The 15,489-nt window shown below is 71.8% G+C and carries 14 protein-coding genes and 1 pseudogene; 10 read left to right on the top strand and 5 right to left on the bottom strand.

The genetic code is table 11. The features are described from left to right. Positions 1 to 82: 82 nt before the first annotated feature. The 6 genes from HFV08_RS24405 (at position 83) to HFV08_RS24380 (ending at position 3,414) form a co-directional block, all read left to right on the top strand. Positions 83 to 328: a hypothetical protein gene (locus tag HFV08_RS24405; protein ID WP_168542488.1), complete on the top strand. Its 246-nt coding sequence runs from the start codon at positions 83 to 85 to the stop codon at positions 326 to 328. Between the two features lie 106 nt (positions 329 to 434). Next, complete coding sequence (locus tag HFV08_RS24400) at positions 435 to 866, top strand: TadE family protein (protein WP_376770706.1); 432 nt, start codon at positions 435 to 437, stop codon at positions 864 to 866. Further along, entirely contained in the window at positions 866 to 1,333 is a 468-nt protein-coding gene (locus tag HFV08_RS24395; protein ID WP_246342000.1) for a TadE/TadG family type IV pilus assembly protein, read from the top strand. Before HFV08_RS24400 ends, HFV08_RS24395 begins: the two co-directional genes overlap by 1 nt. Before the next feature lie 47 nt (positions 1,334 to 1,380). Further along, positions 1,381 to 1,842, top strand: a complete 462-nt coding sequence (locus HFV08_RS24390; RefSeq protein ID WP_168542655.1) for a Tad domain-containing protein — start codon at positions 1,381 to 1,383, stop codon at positions 1,840 to 1,842. 159 nt (positions 1,843 to 2,001) lie between these two features. Continuing rightward, positions 2,002 to 2,532, top strand: coding sequence for a hypothetical protein (locus HFV08_RS24385; RefSeq protein ID WP_168542486.1), 531 nt, complete (start codon positions 2,002 to 2,004; stop codon positions 2,530 to 2,532). 19 nt (positions 2,533 to 2,551) lie between these two features. Then, positions 2,552 to 3,414, top strand: a protein-coding gene (locus tag HFV08_RS24380) for an IS5 family transposase (RefSeq protein WP_446696848.1) whose coding sequence is annotated in 2 segments (ribosomal slippage) — positions 2,552 to 2,909 and positions 2,909 to 3,414 — 864 coding nt in all. Because the reading frame shifts where the segments join, the coding sequence is not laid out codon by codon here. 304 nt (positions 3,415 to 3,718) lie between these two features. Here HFV08_RS24380 and HFV08_RS24375 read toward each other — a convergent pair. The 3 genes from HFV08_RS24375 to HFV08_RS24365 form a co-directional block, all read right to left on the bottom strand. Beyond that, a complete protein-coding gene (locus tag HFV08_RS24375; RefSeq protein WP_168542484.1) occupies positions 3,719 to 4,315 on the bottom strand; it encodes a hypothetical protein in 597 nt (198 codons plus the stop codon). Between the two features lie 90 nt (positions 4,316 to 4,405). Continuing rightward, the gene (locus HFV08_RS24370) at positions 4,406 to 5,200 is read right to left on the bottom strand and encodes a hypothetical protein (protein ID WP_168542482.1); all 795 of its coding nucleotides are present in this window, start codon (positions 5,198 to 5,200) and stop codon (positions 4,406 to 4,408) included. A gap of 689 nt (positions 5,201 to 5,889) precedes the next feature. Beyond that, positions 5,890 to 7,116, bottom strand: a complete 1,227-nt coding sequence (locus tag HFV08_RS24365; RefSeq protein WP_168542480.1) for a mucin-2 — start codon at positions 7,114 to 7,116, stop codon at positions 5,890 to 5,892. 418 nt (positions 7,117 to 7,534) lie between these two features. Here HFV08_RS24365 and HFV08_RS24360 point away from each other — a divergent pair, with 418 nt between their 5' ends. Continuing rightward, complete coding sequence (locus tag HFV08_RS24360; protein ID WP_168542478.1) at positions 7,535 to 8,209, top strand: hypothetical protein; 675 nt, start codon at positions 7,535 to 7,537, stop codon at positions 8,207 to 8,209. Positions 8,210 to 8,304: 95 nt separating this feature from the next. Here the strand turns inward: HFV08_RS24360 and HFV08_RS24355 are convergent, their stop codons facing one another. Next, positions 8,305 to 9,354 (bottom strand): hypothetical protein, encoded by a 1,050-nt coding sequence (locus HFV08_RS24355; RefSeq protein ID WP_168542653.1) that lies wholly within the window; start codon positions 9,352 to 9,354, stop codon positions 8,305 to 8,307. A gap of 113 nt (positions 9,355 to 9,467) precedes the next feature. Beyond that, positions 9,468 to 10,223 carry a hypothetical protein gene (locus tag HFV08_RS24350; RefSeq protein WP_312885809.1) on the bottom strand — a complete coding sequence of 252 codons (756 nt, stop codon included), beginning with the start codon at positions 10,221 to 10,223 and terminating at the stop codon, positions 9,468 to 9,470. A 649-nt stretch (positions 10,224 to 10,872) separates the two neighbouring features. On the opposite strand from HFV08_RS24350, the gene HFV08_RS24345 reads away from it, so the two are divergent. From HFV08_RS24345 to HFV08_RS24335, 3 genes and pseudogenes are all read left to right on the top strand, one after another. Beyond that, complete coding sequence (locus tag HFV08_RS24345) at positions 10,873 to 13,845, top strand: BTAD domain-containing putative transcriptional regulator (protein ID WP_168542476.1); 2,973 nt, start codon at positions 10,873 to 10,875, stop codon at positions 13,843 to 13,845. A gap of 476 nt (positions 13,846 to 14,321) precedes the next feature. Next, positions 14,322 to 15,056 carry a prepilin peptidase gene (locus tag HFV08_RS24340; protein WP_168542474.1) on the top strand — a complete coding sequence of 245 codons (735 nt, stop codon included), beginning with the start codon at positions 14,322 to 14,324 and terminating at the stop codon, positions 15,054 to 15,056. 178 nt (positions 15,057 to 15,234) lie between these two features. After that, a pseudogene (locus HFV08_RS24335) lies at positions 15,235 to 15,489 on the top strand (dehypoxanthine futalosine cyclase); the annotation flags it as partial.

Genomic DNA, 15,489 nt, shown 5'->3' with positions numbered 1-15,489 from the left:
GGGCCGCCGATGAGTGAGCAGGACCGCCGACGCGGAGCACTGAGCACCGACCACCGAGAACACCGAGAGGACTGAGAGAGCCATGAACGGACAGCGATTCAGCCACCCCGCTGTGGACTTCCTGATCACTTTTCTGAAGACCCGTATCGACCGGGCGCGTTCGGGTGAGCTCGACCGCGGTGCCTCCGCGGTCGAGTGGGTCATCATCTCGGCCGTCGTCGTCGCCATCGTCGGCGTGGTCGCGGCCATCATCAACCAGGCGCTCAAGGGCGGCGCCGACAAGGTCAGCGACTGCATCGAGGGCGCGGACGCCAGCAAGACCTGCTGAGACGCGCCGGGCACCGGGGCCTTGGTCCGCCGGTGCCGGGCGCCGGGGCCTTCCGTACACCGGGCGGCCGAAGAAGCGAACCGGGGAGCGAGTGACTGTGGTGCGCGTGCGCCGATGGGTCCGCCGCCGGGTGGAGGAGGCCTCCGCCCGCGGTGACTCGGGCATGACCGCGATCGAGTTCGTGCTGCTCACGCCGGTGCTCTTCTTCATGATCTTCGCCACGGTGCAGTTCGCGCTCTACTTCTTCGCCGACCATGTGGCCCAGGCCGCCGCCCAGGCGGGCGCCCGCAAGGCCCGGGCCACGGCGGACAAGGAGCCCGGCTGGCGCGGCCAGGCGCGCGGGGTGGTCGACGACTACATCGAGCAGCTCGGCCCCAAGCTGGTGCTGCGCCCCCAGGTGAAGATGCTCCAGCCGGAGCCCGACACGGTCGGCGTCGAGGTCACCGCGGACATCCCGAGCGTCTTCCCCGGGCTCGACCTGACGGTGCACGCGCAGTCCTCGGGCCCGGTCGAGCGGTTCGTCGAGGATGTCAACTGATGGCGGCGGCACGGCGGTTGAGTCCCCTGGCCGGTGCCCTGCGGCGCCGTGCCCGCGGTGCGGGGCGCCCGCCCGCGGACGACCGGGGCCTGTCCACCATCGAGGTGGTCATCCTCGCCCCGGTGATGATCCTGTTCATCCTGGTCCTGGTCGCCTTCGGCCAACTCGTCGACGGGCGCGGCGCCTTGGACGGCGCGGCCCGGGACGCGGCCCGCGCGGGCTCCATCCAGAAGGACCATGCGACGGCGATGGCGGAGGCCCGCAAGGCGGCGGAGGCGGACCTCGAAGACGTCTGCTCGGGCCCGGTGACGGTCCGTCAGACCAGCCCGGGCTTCGAACCGGACACCCTGTTCACCGTCGAAGTCAGCTGCAGGGTAAGGGGACTTGCGATGCTCGGCCTCGACGTGCCGACCACCCTCACCGCGAGTTTCAGCTCGCCACTCGACCCTTACCGGAGGACGGTGTGAACGCGGCGCGGCGAGCGGTCACTCCCGTACGACGAGGCCCCGGCGCCCTGTTCGCCCGTACCCGGCAGCTGTGCGCGGCGCGCCGGGAGCGGCTGGACGACCGCGGCAGCGGCGCGGGCGCGGTCATCATCTTCGCCCTGCTCTTCCTCTCCCTCTCCGCCTTCGTCATCGACGGCGGCATGTCCATCTCCAAGCGGGAACGCGCCGCGGACATCGCCGAACAGGCCGCCCGCTACGCCGCCCAGGACATCGACCGCGAGTGCCTCTACGCCGACTGCGGCGAGGACGGCCCGATCAACTACGAGAACTGCGACACCCGGGTCAAGACCTTCGCCCGCGAGATGGGCATGTCCGGCCCCGACATCGCGGCCACCCACTGCATCAACCCGACCGCCGCCCAGGTCGAGGTCGAGGTCCAGCTCACTTACGACCCCGTCTTCACCGGCATGTTCTACGGGGGCTCGGTCACGGTGAAGGGGCGCTCGGTGGCGGAGAACCTGGTGGGCTGAGACCGCCGGGTACCGGGATGGCGGGCTGCCTGCCGAGGAGTCCGCGTCCGCCCCCCAACAACCCCGGATCGGCGGGGAGTTGAGCCCGCTGCGCGAGCCCGCTGCAGGAGCCCGCTGCGCGAATCGCTGTACGAGTCCGCTGTACGAGGAGAGCCGAGAGTGCCGTACGAAGAGAAGCTTCCCCGCGCCTACACCCGCGTCTGCCTGGCCCTGTACGTGGCGCTCGTGGTGTGGATGGGCGTCACCTCGCTGCCCGAGGACTTCGCCATCTGGCTCGGGCTGAGCGTGCTCTTCGGCGCGGTCGTCCTGCTGCCGCTCCTGGGCGTACCGCTCTCCAAGCGGATCTACCACCGCATCCGCATCGACGGCCACACCCTCCGCGTCGGCAGGGAACGCCTCCCGCTGGTCCGGCTGGACCCCGACTCGGTGGGCGCCGCCCTGCACGAGGCGGCCCCCGGCGCGGCCCGGCGCTACGCGCGCTCGGCGCAGCAGATCGATGTTCCCGTGTCCGGTCTGCGGGCCCGCGATCTGGGCAACGCCCGTCTGGTGGGCGGCGGTTGGAGCGTTCCGATGGGCATGGACAGCGTGGTCGTCGCCACCCGGCAGGGGGAGGGCCTGACGATCGCCACGCATGACCGGACGGCTTTCCTCACCGCGCTGCACGGGGCGCTCTCGGGGGCCCAGGCCTAGGGTATTTCGTTCGGATCATCTGATCGTTGTTCTGGGTGTGCCGTTAAGCGACGCGCAGTGGGCGCGGATCGAGCCGTTGTTGCCGGACCGGACGCCCAGGCGGGGTGGGCGGTGGCGGGATCACCGCGAGGTGATCGATGCGATCGCCTGGAAGTTCCAGACCGGGTCGCAGTGGGTCCATCTGCCAGAGAAGTACGGGAACTGGCGAGGGGTCTATAACCGGTTGCGGATGTGGGCGGTCGATGGCACCTGGAAGCGAGTCTTGACTGCGTTGATGGCCCGGGCCGACGCCGACGAGGACCTGACCTGGGCTGTCTCGGTCGACTCCACGATCGTGCGCGCTCATCAGCACGCCGCCGGTGCCCGCAAAAAAGGGCCCCGGCCGGCGAGCCGCACGACCATGCCATCGGACGGTCCCGCGGAGGACTGACCACCAAGGTCCACCTCGCCGCCGACGACAGGTGCGGGCCGATGGCCTTCGTCCTCACCGCCGGGCAGGCCGGTGACGCACCCGCCTTCCCCGACGTGATGGACGCCCTGCGCGTTCCCCGCCCCCGCGGACGACCCCGCACCAGACCGGACGTGGTCCTGGCCGACAAGGCTTACTCCTCACGCGTTATCCGCGAGCACCTGCGCCGACGTGGCATCCGCGCGGTCATCCCCGTCCCGGCCGACCAGCGCGGACACCGACTACGCCGAGGCCACCAGGGCGGCAGACCACCCGCCTTCGACCGCGAGGCATACAAGCAGCGCAACACCGTCGAACGCTGCATCAACCGAATCAAGCAGTGGCGCGGCCTGGCCACCCGATACGACAAGACCGCGACCGTCTACCTCGCCGGACTCCACCTCGCAGGCATCTTCATCTGGTCAGCCCGATGATCCAAACGAAACGCCCTAGGTCCTGTCTTCACACTCCCCTCGTCTCCCGGAGGGCGGCGTCGCGGCGTCTGGTGCGTGCTCGCTGGGGGTACCCCCTGCTCGAAGAGCTTGGGGGAGTGCCGGGTGCAAGGCCTCGTACTGGATGTACTCGGCCTTACGCCCGGTACGGCGAGAGTGCGTGCCAGGCGTCGCGACGCAGAGGGGAGTTCGACGACAGGGCCTAGGGTCCCTCGCGCGGATCGGATGGATCGAGTGGATCGGGTCCCTCGGGTGGATCGGGCGAAGCCGGACCGTCGGTCCGGCCTCAGTCCGACAGGTCCAGCAAGCCCTCCGTGAAGCGCCTGGTCCTCGCGATCACCGCGCCGCGGAAGCTCAGTTCCCGGGTGTAGACGCTCTCCAGCAGGACGCCGAGGCTGATGTCCAGCGCGTCCAGGGGGCCGCTGCCGGAGACCGTGATCCGGCGCGGGTTCATCCAGCTGGAGCGCGCGCAGTGCAGGGTGACGCCCGCCCTGGCCAGCGTGTGGTTCCGCTTGCTCGGCTGCTGTGCGTAGGTGTATCGCCGGTCGGCGGCGAGGATCCGCAGCGCCCGCCCCCGGCGGGTCAGTCCCCGCGGCCGGGACAGGTCGCAGGGGCGGTACTCACCGGACCCCGGGTCGAGCAGGCTCAGCTGGTGGCCGCGCAGGGACGGGCGGTCCGCCTGCTCGATCCCGGTGAAGACGAAGGACGGAATGCGCTCGCCCTCGGTCCACGAGGTCCAGTGCTCGCCGTAGGTGCCGGCCTCCGGGTACACGAGCTTGACGGCGCCGAAGGGCCCGGCCACCCCCTCCCAGAGGAAGCGGCGCTCGCTGCGGTGCACGCTCTTTTCCTGGATGCGCTGGAGTTCGAAGCTCAGGTTGGTCATCTCGGTCCTCAGGGGTGGCGGAGCGTTCCCTGGCGGTCTGCGCCCGCGTACGGGAGGGGCGGTATTCGGAGGTGAGGGCCTCTCACCGTGTCATGCGCCAGTGGCGAACTGCTCGGCCTCGGGCAGCAGATCGGTGATCTTCTCCCAGACCTCCTTGGCGGTGGTCTGCCGTACCCGCAGGGCGCAGTCCTCGCCGACCTCACCCTCGCGGATGGGCTCGGCCGGCAGTTCGCGTACCCAGTACCCCTCCAGGCCGCAGTCCCAGACGGCCAGCGCCGTGACGCTCATCCCGCCCTCCTCCGCTTCCTCTCCGCGCCAGGCGAGGGTGATCCGCCACATGCAGTTGAGCTGGGCCAAGACCTCGGCGAGCCGCGCGGGCGCGCCGACCTCCGCGCCCGCCTGCTCGAAGGCGTCCTCCCCGTCACCGACGGCCTCCAGGAGGCGGTCGACGGTGCTCACCGTGGAGTCGATCTGCTCGGCGGCATCACCGTGGTCGAGCGGCTCCGTGTGCAGGTCGACCATGCGCGCCAGTTCCCAGACCAAGTTACGGATTTCCAGGGGTGCGTACACGGACTCGGTCTCTCCCGGCCAGCCCTCGTGGGAGAAGGCGAACTCGTAGCCGACGACGGCTCCGCTGCTCAGCACTCCCTGCGGGCCGGTGACTTCGATACGCGCGATCAGGCGCGGGTCCATCAGCGTGGAGACCAGCGGGTACAGCTCCGCGTGGAGCGTGCCGTCCTTCAGGATCAACCCGGCCCGCTCCAACGCGTCGCGCGCCTCGGTCAGTTCCGCCGCGAGTTTCTCCTCCTCGACGATCATTCCCAGCACACTGATGTGGGAGTCGGAGAGACGCAGTCGTCGTCGGGCATGGTCTATGGAGGGCATACGGGCTTTCCTTCGGAGGTGAGCGGGGGCGAGGACTTCAGGAGTCGAAGGACATGATCATTCTGCCGAGTGTCGAGGTGATTGCGCCCGGAACCGAAAGGTCGCGGGCGTATACGCCCTCCATCAGGATGGCGAGGGCGAGATCCAAGACATCGAAAGAGCCGGTAGCGGTGACGGCGATCCTGCTCGGGAAGAGCCAGGAGGACCGGACCACAGTGGCTTCCGACCCGGGGCGTACGGGCTTGTGGCGTCGCTTGTTCCGGACCTCCGCGTACCTGTAGGCGCAGCCCTGGACCGTAAGGGAGACGGTGCGCGAGTGTCTGGTCAGCCCGCCGCTGGAGCGGCTCACGACTGCCGGAATGAGCGATTGCCCGACGGGGTCTACGAGGCTCAGCTCCGCCCCCCCCCAGACTCGGCCGGTCCGCCTGGCTTTCGCCGTAGCAGGTGAGGGTGGGCACGCCTTGTCCGTGCACGGTGGAACGCCGGTTTCCGGCAGGCGGGTGCGCGACGCCGTCTCCCTCTCCTGGAAAGAGGACTTCGGTATCACCGAAGCCCCGAACGATGCCGCTCCAGCAGCGTCGGACCGCGCGCGAGTGGAGCCGATCGCCTCCACGGCTACCGGCCGGCGTGAACGAGAGGTTGCTCATGGGCATGATTCCTTCGGAGATGCGTCGCCTGGTCTGAGACGCTCAGTCGAACGGATTCAGCTTGCTGCCGAGTTTCTTCGCTCCGTCCACGGCATTGCCCACGCCCTCCTTGACCTTGTTGCCCGCCCACTTGGCGCCGTCGGCCACCTTGCCCGGGAACTTCTTCACGGTGTCCCAGTTGTCGACGATGGTCGCCACTCCGTACACGGCGCCCGTCACCACGGCGGCGCCGATCGTGACGGGGTTCGGTGCGACCATCGCCGCCGTCAGGGAGGCGTTGAAGGCGACGCCGGAGACATCGGCGACGTAGCCCGCGCCATTCTTCTTGAAAGCGTCGACGGGGTTGCCCTGCTGGATGACGTCGACGGCGCCCGCGACGGTGGCGGCGGCGCTTCCGCCGACGCCCGCGACTCGCCAGAAGCCCGCCGTCTTGCTCGCGACGCCGAGACCGGTGGCCAGCGAGGAGAACTTCCCGGCGCCGCCCGCGGCCTTGAGCGCCGCGGCGCTCTTGCCCGTCTTGAGGAGGTTGGCCTCCCAGGCCCAGAGCTTTCCGCCGTGAATCTGCGCGAGCTTGTTGGAGCCGGCCAGGAAGTCGAGCAGCGGGGCCGGTGTCCTGGTGCCGATCTTGATGCCCAGCTTGGCGATGCTTTTGGGGATGTAGCTCGGGGCCCGGCCGCGCAGGATCTGCGCCAGGGTGGTTCCCGGGGCCTTGAGGGGATGGTGGGTACCGGGCTTGTAATACTTGATCAGGCCGAGCGTGCCGGTGGCGACCATCTTGAAGGCGCCGGGGACCGTCGAGGTCATGCCCGTCAGCTTGATGTAGTCGCTGACCGTCTCGCCCAGCTTCTTGTTGTTGGTGAGCTTGCCGACGGCCTCACCGCGGACCCGGGTCGCCCACTGGCTGAACGACTCGTTCTTCTCCCGTTTCAGCCACTCGAAGTCGCGGTCCCCGCTCGCCGCCCCGGCCATAGCGAGCAGGGCGATGTCCGGGTGGAGGGCCAGCCGCCCCGCGTCCCCTTTGGAGAACCCCGCCCACAGCAGCCCGCCCAGCGGATCGCCGTTCTCGGCGCGGGCGATGGCCGCCCGCTTGCGCAGATCGGGCGCCGTGTCGGTCAGCCAGGACCGGATGGGCTTGAGGGTGGTGAGCTTGTCGGAGACGTCGAGGTTGCGCGCCCGGGTGAATGCCTCGTCCAGTTTGTCCTTTGTGCCGCCTCTGCCGTCGAGGAGCTTTGCCAGCTCTTCGAGTTGCTCAGGATTGACAGTGCGCACGTCTGGTCCCCCGGGTCGGTGTGAAAGTGCGGCGCCGGCAGTGGCGGACGTACATCATGCTGTCTCGAAAGCGTTGTTGACCATGCGGGCTGCGTCGCTGTCCTATTGCGTCATGACCTTGGTCGTTCGGGGCGTTTGTGTTGTTGTGCGTTCTCTCGGGCGACTCGGCCGACCGGTGGAAGCCCTCCTCGCTGCCGGACCGGTGAGCCGACGCATGCGGTGGGGACAAGGCTCCCGCCGCGATGGCCGGAACCCGTATCCTCACGCGCGAACCGAGCGGGATTCCGGTACGCATGACGCGGGTGTGCCGACCGTTCACCGCGAGCCGTGGCGTCCGGACCGCCCCCGGGCGTGCTTCCGCCGCCGGACCGCCCCCGGTACGCCGCTCCCCCCACGCCGTGCACAGGAAGGATGAGCAATGGAGGGCAAGAAGAGGCCGGACCCGCCGGACGGTCCGCTCGGCGGCCCCGCCCCGGAGGTGTTCGCCGTCACCGACCTCGAACGGCGGACCCCGGACGGCAAGCCGGTCAGGGGCCGCCTCGCGGTCCGCGTACCACGGTCCGAGGAGGGCACCGAGCACTTCCCGCCGCACCTGTGGGTGGTCCCCGCCGAGGACGCGAGCCGCGGCTACGAGCTGTACGAGACCGAAGGGGAGGCCGCGTTGCTGTGCCGCGTCGAGCCGGTGCCCGGCGCGGGCGGCGAGCGCTTCCGGGTGAAGGACGAGCTGGGCACCGAACTCGGCACCGTCCAGCGCACACCCGCGGCCAAGCGCACCGTCCAGCACAGCTGGTGGATCCAGCAACCGGGGCACGGCGAGGCGGTCGCGCGCTACCACTGGGCGAAGCCCGCGGCGGTGGAGGCGGGCGAGGACAGCGGCGGCAGGCTCTTCGGCGGGATGCTCGGCGCCTTCACCGACCCGGGGGCCGAGGGCGGCGAGGCGGTGCCCTTCATCCGCAGACCGGTCACCTGGGAGGCGGACAACGAGATGGTGCTCACCGCGCAGCAGCACACCGGCTACCGCTCGTATCGCGTGCACGCCGACTGGTTCGACGCCCGGCTCGGCTTCGCTCTGGCCCTGCTGCGGGAGAGCTGAGGGGCGCCGTCGATCGGCTGCGTACGGGAGGTCGGCGGGTCGCGTGCGGAGGTCGGCGGGCCCCGGCGCTCAGCGGTCGACGGGAGCCCCGCCCCTCACCGGTTGACGGACTGGATCTCCTGCACGTTCAGGTCCTGGGTGGTCTCGAAGGTGCCGTCGGGCAGGTCGCCGCCGGTGTTCTGGGAGCCCTTCCAGGTGATCTCCCAGGTGACGGAGGCCTTCAGGTCGAAGTCGCCCTTGCGCAGGTAGCGGATGCCGCAGGGCGGGGGCTTCTCGCTGCTGCCCTTGGTGTACGGGGCGCCGATGCCGCCGTCCTCGGCGACCTCGCACTCGCCGGAGGCGGGGAAGGTCTCGGCGTCCCCGGTGCCCGGTTCCAGGTGGAGGCTGACGGGCCGGGCGGTGGTCTCGGCCCAGACGCCCACCTCGTCGAGGGAGGCGCGCACCGTGACGTCCTTGAAGACGCCCTTGTCCAGCCACACCCACGTGGGCAGATTCACCGTGGACTTGGCCGCCGGGCGCAGCTCCACCTCGGTCTCGGGGACCTTGATGTGGTCGTAGGCGAAGGCGGCCAGGGTCTTGGGCGTGGGCGCGTGCGGGTCGTCGGGGATGGTGCCGGCGTCCTGCCAGAACATCACCCGGCCGCAGTCCCAGGCCTTCTGGTCGTCCTCGTGGCCCTTGCGGACGACGCTGCGCCAGAACTTGCCCTGCTCGCCGATGTTGTAGTTCTTGTAGCCCTCGGCGGTGGAGTTCTTGCCGGAGCCGTCGTCGAGGTCGAAGTTGTCGGCGGGCTCGCCCTTGTCGTAGTGGTCGACGAAGAGGCCCTTGGACCACCACTCATGGGCGTTGACCGCGCCCATGCCGTCGAGTCCGCCCACGCTCTTCTTGAGCTGCTCGGGGGTGAAGACGGGTTCGTACCAGCAGACCGGTGGTTCCCAGTCGGGGTCGGTCGAGGTCACGGAGCCGACCGGGACGCCCTTGGGTACGTCGGGGGCGGTGACCCGGATCTGCGAGTCGGTGACCGAGGCGATCAGGCCGCCCTTGCCGTCGGTCCCGCCCGAGCCGCCCCCGTTCTCGTGACCGGGGCCGCCGAGGGCGGAGGCGGCGCTCGGCAGGAGCGCGGCGGAGAGCGCGGTGACCGCGACCAGGGCCGCTCGGGCGCCCCTCCGGCACGCGGGGAGGGGATGTACCGCGGGGGCGCGGCGTCCCGTGGCGGAGCTCCGTGCCGCGCGGATTCGGCGTATCGCGTACGAGGGGCGGGTCACCGGCAACCTCCTGGCTCCGACTCGACGGACGTCGTCACCCAGACCCCCTGCGCGTTCTTCCGCAGGGCCGTCCGGTACTGCACCTTCGGGGACTCGCCCTTCGGAGTCCCCTCCTTCTTCCCGGTCTTGAGGTCCTTGCTGAAGCCCTTGCTCTCGTCGACGCAGTAGAAGAGCGTGGCCGCGCCTTCGCCGGTCAGCCGGGCCTGCGGGTCGTAGACCCTGACCTCGCCGACGATGGTGAGGCCCTGGTATCCGGCCACCCACTTCCGGCCCGACTCCCGTGCGCCCCGGGCGCTGTAGAAGGAGAGGTACGAGGCCTCCGGGTCGGCGTCGCCGATGGCCGCGTACGAGCCGCGCAGCCGCTCCTTGCCGTCGTCGAGGACCGCCTGCGTCTTCGGGTCGCTGTCCGTCCAGCCGGTGAACTCGGCCCGGAATCCGGCCGGGAGGGTGATCTCGGGCCGGTCCGCGCGCGGTGAGGCGGAGTCCGAGGGCGAAGGCGACTTCGAGCCCTTGTCCGCGCCCTCGATCGTGTCCGGGGAGTCCCCGTCGTCGCCGCAGGCGGTCAGGAGGAGGGCCGCGGCGGTGGTCAGGGCTGCGGCGAGGTGCAGGGTGCGGGTGCGGCGGGCCACGGTTGCGGTTCCCCTCGGGTCGGTCTGGGCGGCGGTGTGCTGGGCGGCCTTGCCGGCGGGAGCGCTGGCCGGTTCCAGGCCGCCGACGAAGCTATCAGCAGGGCCTCGGCCGGGGGCGGGCACCGGCTGGTGATCCTGTGCACGTTCGGGAAGGCCGCTCGGGGCCGGTGGTCGGGGCACGGGCATCCGCTCCCTGGTGGACGTCGGACCGGCGCCGGAGCAAGGGCTCCCGCATCGTTTCGCGGCGCCGGGTTTCCTGGGTCTACGACGCGGTGCGGTGCCTCGGCAGTTCCCTCGGGAGCGGTCATGCGGCCTCGCCGGTACGGGGGTTGGGGGACCGGGGCCGTGAACTGCGCGCAGGCGATGGGAACTTCGCGGACGGCGGGTGGGCCGGGCGCGGCCTGCCGGGGAGGGGAGGGAACCGGGCGGGCCGTTCGTGGCGTCCTCGCACCAGGCCGGGTGAGGTCGTGCGAGGACGGGCGAGGCCGGGTGAGCCCGGGCAGGTCAGGGCGAGGTGGTCGTAAATCGCCTCTCCCCACCCGAATACGCACTTTCGTGTCCCATGCCGCAAGCCCGGCCCAGGGTTGTCCACAGGCCTGCACCGGCCTTCGACACTGTCCGTACGATCTCAGTAGGGTCGCCATTCCGGCTTCCTTCCTGTCACCCGCACCCGGCCCCGCACCGGCCCCGATCACCGCACGACCCCGCACCACCGCACGGCCTCAGCACCCCGCACCCTCACCACTCCACTACTCCCCACAGGATTTCCGTCATGGCGCGCTCCACCTCACGCTCGACCGGCTCCGGCGGCCGGCCGAACCAGCCGCGTACGCAGACGTTGCCGCGGAGCCGTACCTTCCTGGACTTCGTGCGGGCGTTCTTCGCCTTCGTGGCGCTCGTGGTGCTCCTCGTCGGGGTGCCGGGCGCGCTGGCGGTGACCGTCGGCTGGCCGCTGCCGGACGGTCCGCCGTCCATGGACTGGCTCCAGCAGGAGATCACCGTCGAGACCTTCGTGGGTGTGCTCACGGTCGTGGTCTGGCTGGCCTGGGCGCAGTTCACCGCCTGTGTGCTGGTGGAGATCAAGGCCGCGATCACCGGGGTCGGGGTGCCCGGGCGGGTGCCCGGCGCGGGACCGAGCCAGCTGCTGGCCCGGCAGCTCATCGCCGCCGTCCTCCTCATCGGGGCGACCGCGGCGAGCTTCGCGCCCGGGCTCTCGCAGCTCGGCCAGCAGTTCCAGGAGCCCCACCAGACGCCGGTGGCCTCGGCGCAGCAGACCCCCGGACTCTTCGGGCAGGGGCAGCAGACCGCCGAGCAGACCGCGAGCGCGGTGGCCGAACAGGCCGTGCACGCGGGCGAACAGGCCGCCGAACAGGGCGGCGGCGCGGCGCAGGACGACACGAAGTTCTACCGGATCCAGCCCCCGGAGGGCCGCCACCACGACTCCCTGTGGGAGATCGCGGAGCGGCACCTCGGCGACGGCCGCCGCTACCACGAGATCTACGAACTCAACAAGGACCGTGCCCAGCCCGACGGTTCGAAGCTCTCCGAGGCGAGCCTGATCCGGCCCGGCTGGATCATGGAGATGCCCGGCGACGCCCGCGGCGGCGAACTCGTCGAGATGCCGCACGCGGCGCCGAGCGTCTCCCCGGACGTCCAGGAGCAGATCGCCGACTACGCCAAGACCGGCGGCCAGGGCGCGGGCGGCGGCCAGCAGGGCGGCCGGGTCGACCAGGACACCACCAATATCGCGCTGCCCACTCAGCGCCCGGCCCCCGACGCCGGCTTCGAGCACGCGGACCTCAAGGGCGACGGCCACCCGGCACCGCAGGCCGCCGACACCGGGAGCGGCTTCTCCTTCGGCCTGCCCGAGGCGCTGCTCACCGCCCCGCTGCTCGCGGCCGGGCTGCTCGGCGCGCTCGGCGCCCGGCGCCGCCAGGCCCTGTGGCAGTCGGCGATGGGCGCGGTGCGCGGGCGGGGCATGGAGCCGCCGACGCCGACCGGTGACGCCGCCGATGTCCAGGACGCCCTGCTCGTCGGCGCCGATCCGGAGGGGGTGCGGCTGCTCGACCTCTCGCTGCGCGGCCTGGCCGCCTCGCTCGCCGAGGACTCGCGCCCGCTGCCCACGGTGTACGCGGCCTGGCTGAGCAACGGCGATCTGCACCTCCAGCTCGCCCAGCCCGCGGGCAACCCGCCGGCGCCCTGGCAGCTCGGCCAGGACCAGACCTTCTGGATGCTCGCCCGTGCCGACGCTGCCCGCTACGGGGACGTGGACACCGCGGCCCCGTACCCGGGCCTGGTCTCCCTCGGCACCCTGGAGGACTCCCGGCTGCTGCTCAACCTCGAAGCGGTGCCCGGCATCGTCTCGCTCAGCGGCAGCGCCGAGGACCGGGCGGCCGTCTTCGCCTCGGTCGCCGCCGAACTGGCCACCAACGGCTGGTCGGACCGGATGACCATCACCCTCGTCGGCTTCGGCCAGGACCTCACCCCGCTGGCGCCCAACCGGCTGCGCCACCTCGACGGCATCGAGGCCCTCATCGAGACCATGGAGGCCGAGACCCGCCAGCGCCGCGGCGCGCTCGGCGCGGCCGGACACGACTCGGTCCTCACCGGGCGCACCGGGCCCGCCCAGCACACCCGCTGGGCCCCGCACCTGGTGCTGCTCGCCGCCGAACCGGAGGCCGAGGACGCCGTCACGCTCGCCGAACTCGCCGCCGACGCCGGCAGGCTGGGCATCGGCTACCTGGTCGGTACGGGCTCCGGGGACCTGCCCGGCGCGGCCTGGGAGATGGAGATCACCGCCGAGGGCCGGCTGCTCGCCCCGCTGCTCGGACTCGAACTCGACGCCCAGCTGCTGCCCGCGGCCCAGCAGCGCGCCGTGGTCGACCTGTTCGTCGCCGCCGACCCGCAGCAGGCCCCGCAGGGCGGGGAGTCCGCCACCGCCCCGCCGCCCTTCCTGGTCGACATCAGCGAACAGGGGCGGCCCGCGGTCTACGCCCGCCTGGTCGGCCCGTACGAGATCATCGGCCTGGAGACCCCGGACGGCGAGCGCAGCGCCCAGCTGCACGAGGCGCTCGCGCTGCTTCTGCTGCACCGCGAGGGCGTGCATCCACGGGTGCTCGCCTCGGCGCTGTGGCCGCGCGGGGTCACCGAGGACGTACGGGACGCGCTCATCGCCCGGCTGCGGGAGTGGCTCGGCACCGACGCGGACGGCACGGCCCGGCTCGGCACCGACGCCACCGGGCGGCTCACCCTCGCCAAGTCGGTCGTCTCCGACCTGGACGTGCTGCGCTCGCTCTACCACGAGGCGACCCAGGGCCGCGGGGTCGACTCCCGGGCGATCAGGGGCCGGTTGCTGACCGACGCCCTCGTGCTGGTCCGCGGTCCGCTGCTGCCGGAGCGCCCGCGGGGCCGCTACGGCTGGCTCACCCACGAGATCATCGACGCCCAACTGCCGCTGCTCGTCGCGGACATCGGGCTCGCCCTCGCCGACTTCCACCTGGAGAAGGACCGGGCGCAGAAGGCCATCGAGGCGCTCAACGCCGCGCTCGGCTCGGCCCCCGCCGACGAGCGCCTGTGGCACGAACTGCTCCGGGCCACGCACGCCCTCGGTGACACCGACCGCCTGCGCGCCCTCGCCACCGACCTGATAACCCGCAGCGGGGCCCGCGGCCTGCCGCCCCGCACCGAGGCGCTCCTGGACGAGCTGTTCCCGGCCTGGCGCGAGACCCCCTCGGCCACGGGCTGACCACCGGCACGACCGACGAGCACCCCTACGACTGCGACCAGGACGACGAGCACGGTCATGACGAGGACCGCGACCAGGACGACGACTGTGGCCAGGACGACGACCGCGACCAGGACGACGACTGTGGCCAAGGCGACGAGCACGGCCATGGCGACACCCGTCACCTTGACGAGGTCCGTCGCCTTGGCCACGCCCGTCGTCTTGACCACGGCCGCGCCCATGACGACGACCGCGCTCACGCACGAGAACGAGGCCACGAGCAGGACCATGACCGCCACCCCGCCGACCGTCACTCCGCCCTCGACCCCGGCTCCGGCTCCACCCTCGACCCCGGCTCCGGCTCCGGCTCCACCCTCGACCCCGGCTCCGGCTCCACCCTCGACCCCGGCTCCGGCCTCGATCACGACCCCCGCCCCGCCGGCTCGCAGCCGTGAGGGCCGTGGGGGCTGCGAGGGCCGTGAGGGGCACCCGTACCCATGAGCCTGGAGAACTGGCTGGTCCTCGGCGCCCTGCTGTGGGGTGCCGTCGCGGGGTGGCTGCTGCCCCGGCCCGTGTACCGGCTCGCGGTGCCCGCGGGGGAGGAGCGGCCGGAACGGACCCCGCAGGGGCGGGAGTTCGGCGGGGCGTTCGGCGGCTGGCTGGGACCGGCGCGGGCGGGCGGGGAGCGCTACGGCCCCTCGGCGCCGCCGACCGCGGTGGCCACCGCGCTGGTGTGCGGGGCGCTCGCCGCGGCCACCGGCACCCGGCCCGAGCTGGGGGCCTGGCTGCTGCTCGCCCCCGTGTTCGTGCTGCTCGCGATGGTCGACTTCCGGGTGCAGCGGCTCCCGGATCCGCTCACGCTGCCGCTCGCGGGCGGTGCGCTGCTCCTCCTCGGCGGTGCCGCGCTGCTGCCGGAGCACGGCGGCGACTGGACCGGGGCGCTGCTCGGGGCCCTCGCCCTCGGCCTCTTCTTCTTCGTGCTGTTCCTGATCAATCCGCGCGGCATGGGCTTCGGCGATGTGAAACTCGTCCTCTCGCTCGGCGCGGTCCTCGGCTGGTACAGCTGGGGCGGACTGCTGCTCGGCACCTTCGTCGGCTTCCTGCTCGGCGCGCTGTACGGGGTGGGCCTGGTCGCCCTGCGCCGGGCGGACCGCAAGACCTCGATCCCCTTCGGCCCCTTCCTCATCGCGGGCGCGCTGCTCGGCGTACTGATGGGGGCGTACGCGGCCTGAGCAGGCACCCCGCGCCGCCGCGTCCCGGTGGCTCACCCCGGCACCCCGCCCACCGGGCGATTCTCCGCCGAGGGCCCTGGCGTACGCTGGACCGGTCCGTCACGCCATGAACGTTCCCCCGGGAAATCCGGGAGATCCCCGCCGGAGCGTCGTGGAGCACCTGTCGAAAGGGACCCCGGTGACCGAGCAGGCCGACCTCACCTCTGTGGACGTCCACGCCGTACTCGACCGAGCTGCCGCGGGCGGACGGATCAGCGCCGAGGAAGCGCTCGCCGTGTACCGCGACGCGCCGCTGCACGCGCTCGGCTCGGCCGCCGACGCGGTGCGCCGCCGCCGGTACGCGGGCACCGAGCACATCGCCACGTACATCATCGAGCGCAACATCAACTACACCAACGTCTGCGTGACGGCCTGCAAGTTCTGCGCCTTCTAC

Source organism: Streptomyces physcomitrii (assembly GCF_012273655.1).
GTDB lineage: Bacteria > Actinomycetota > Actinomycetes > Streptomycetales > Streptomycetaceae > Streptomyces > Streptomyces physcomitrii.
This window is presented reverse-complemented; position numbering and strand designations above follow the sequence as displayed.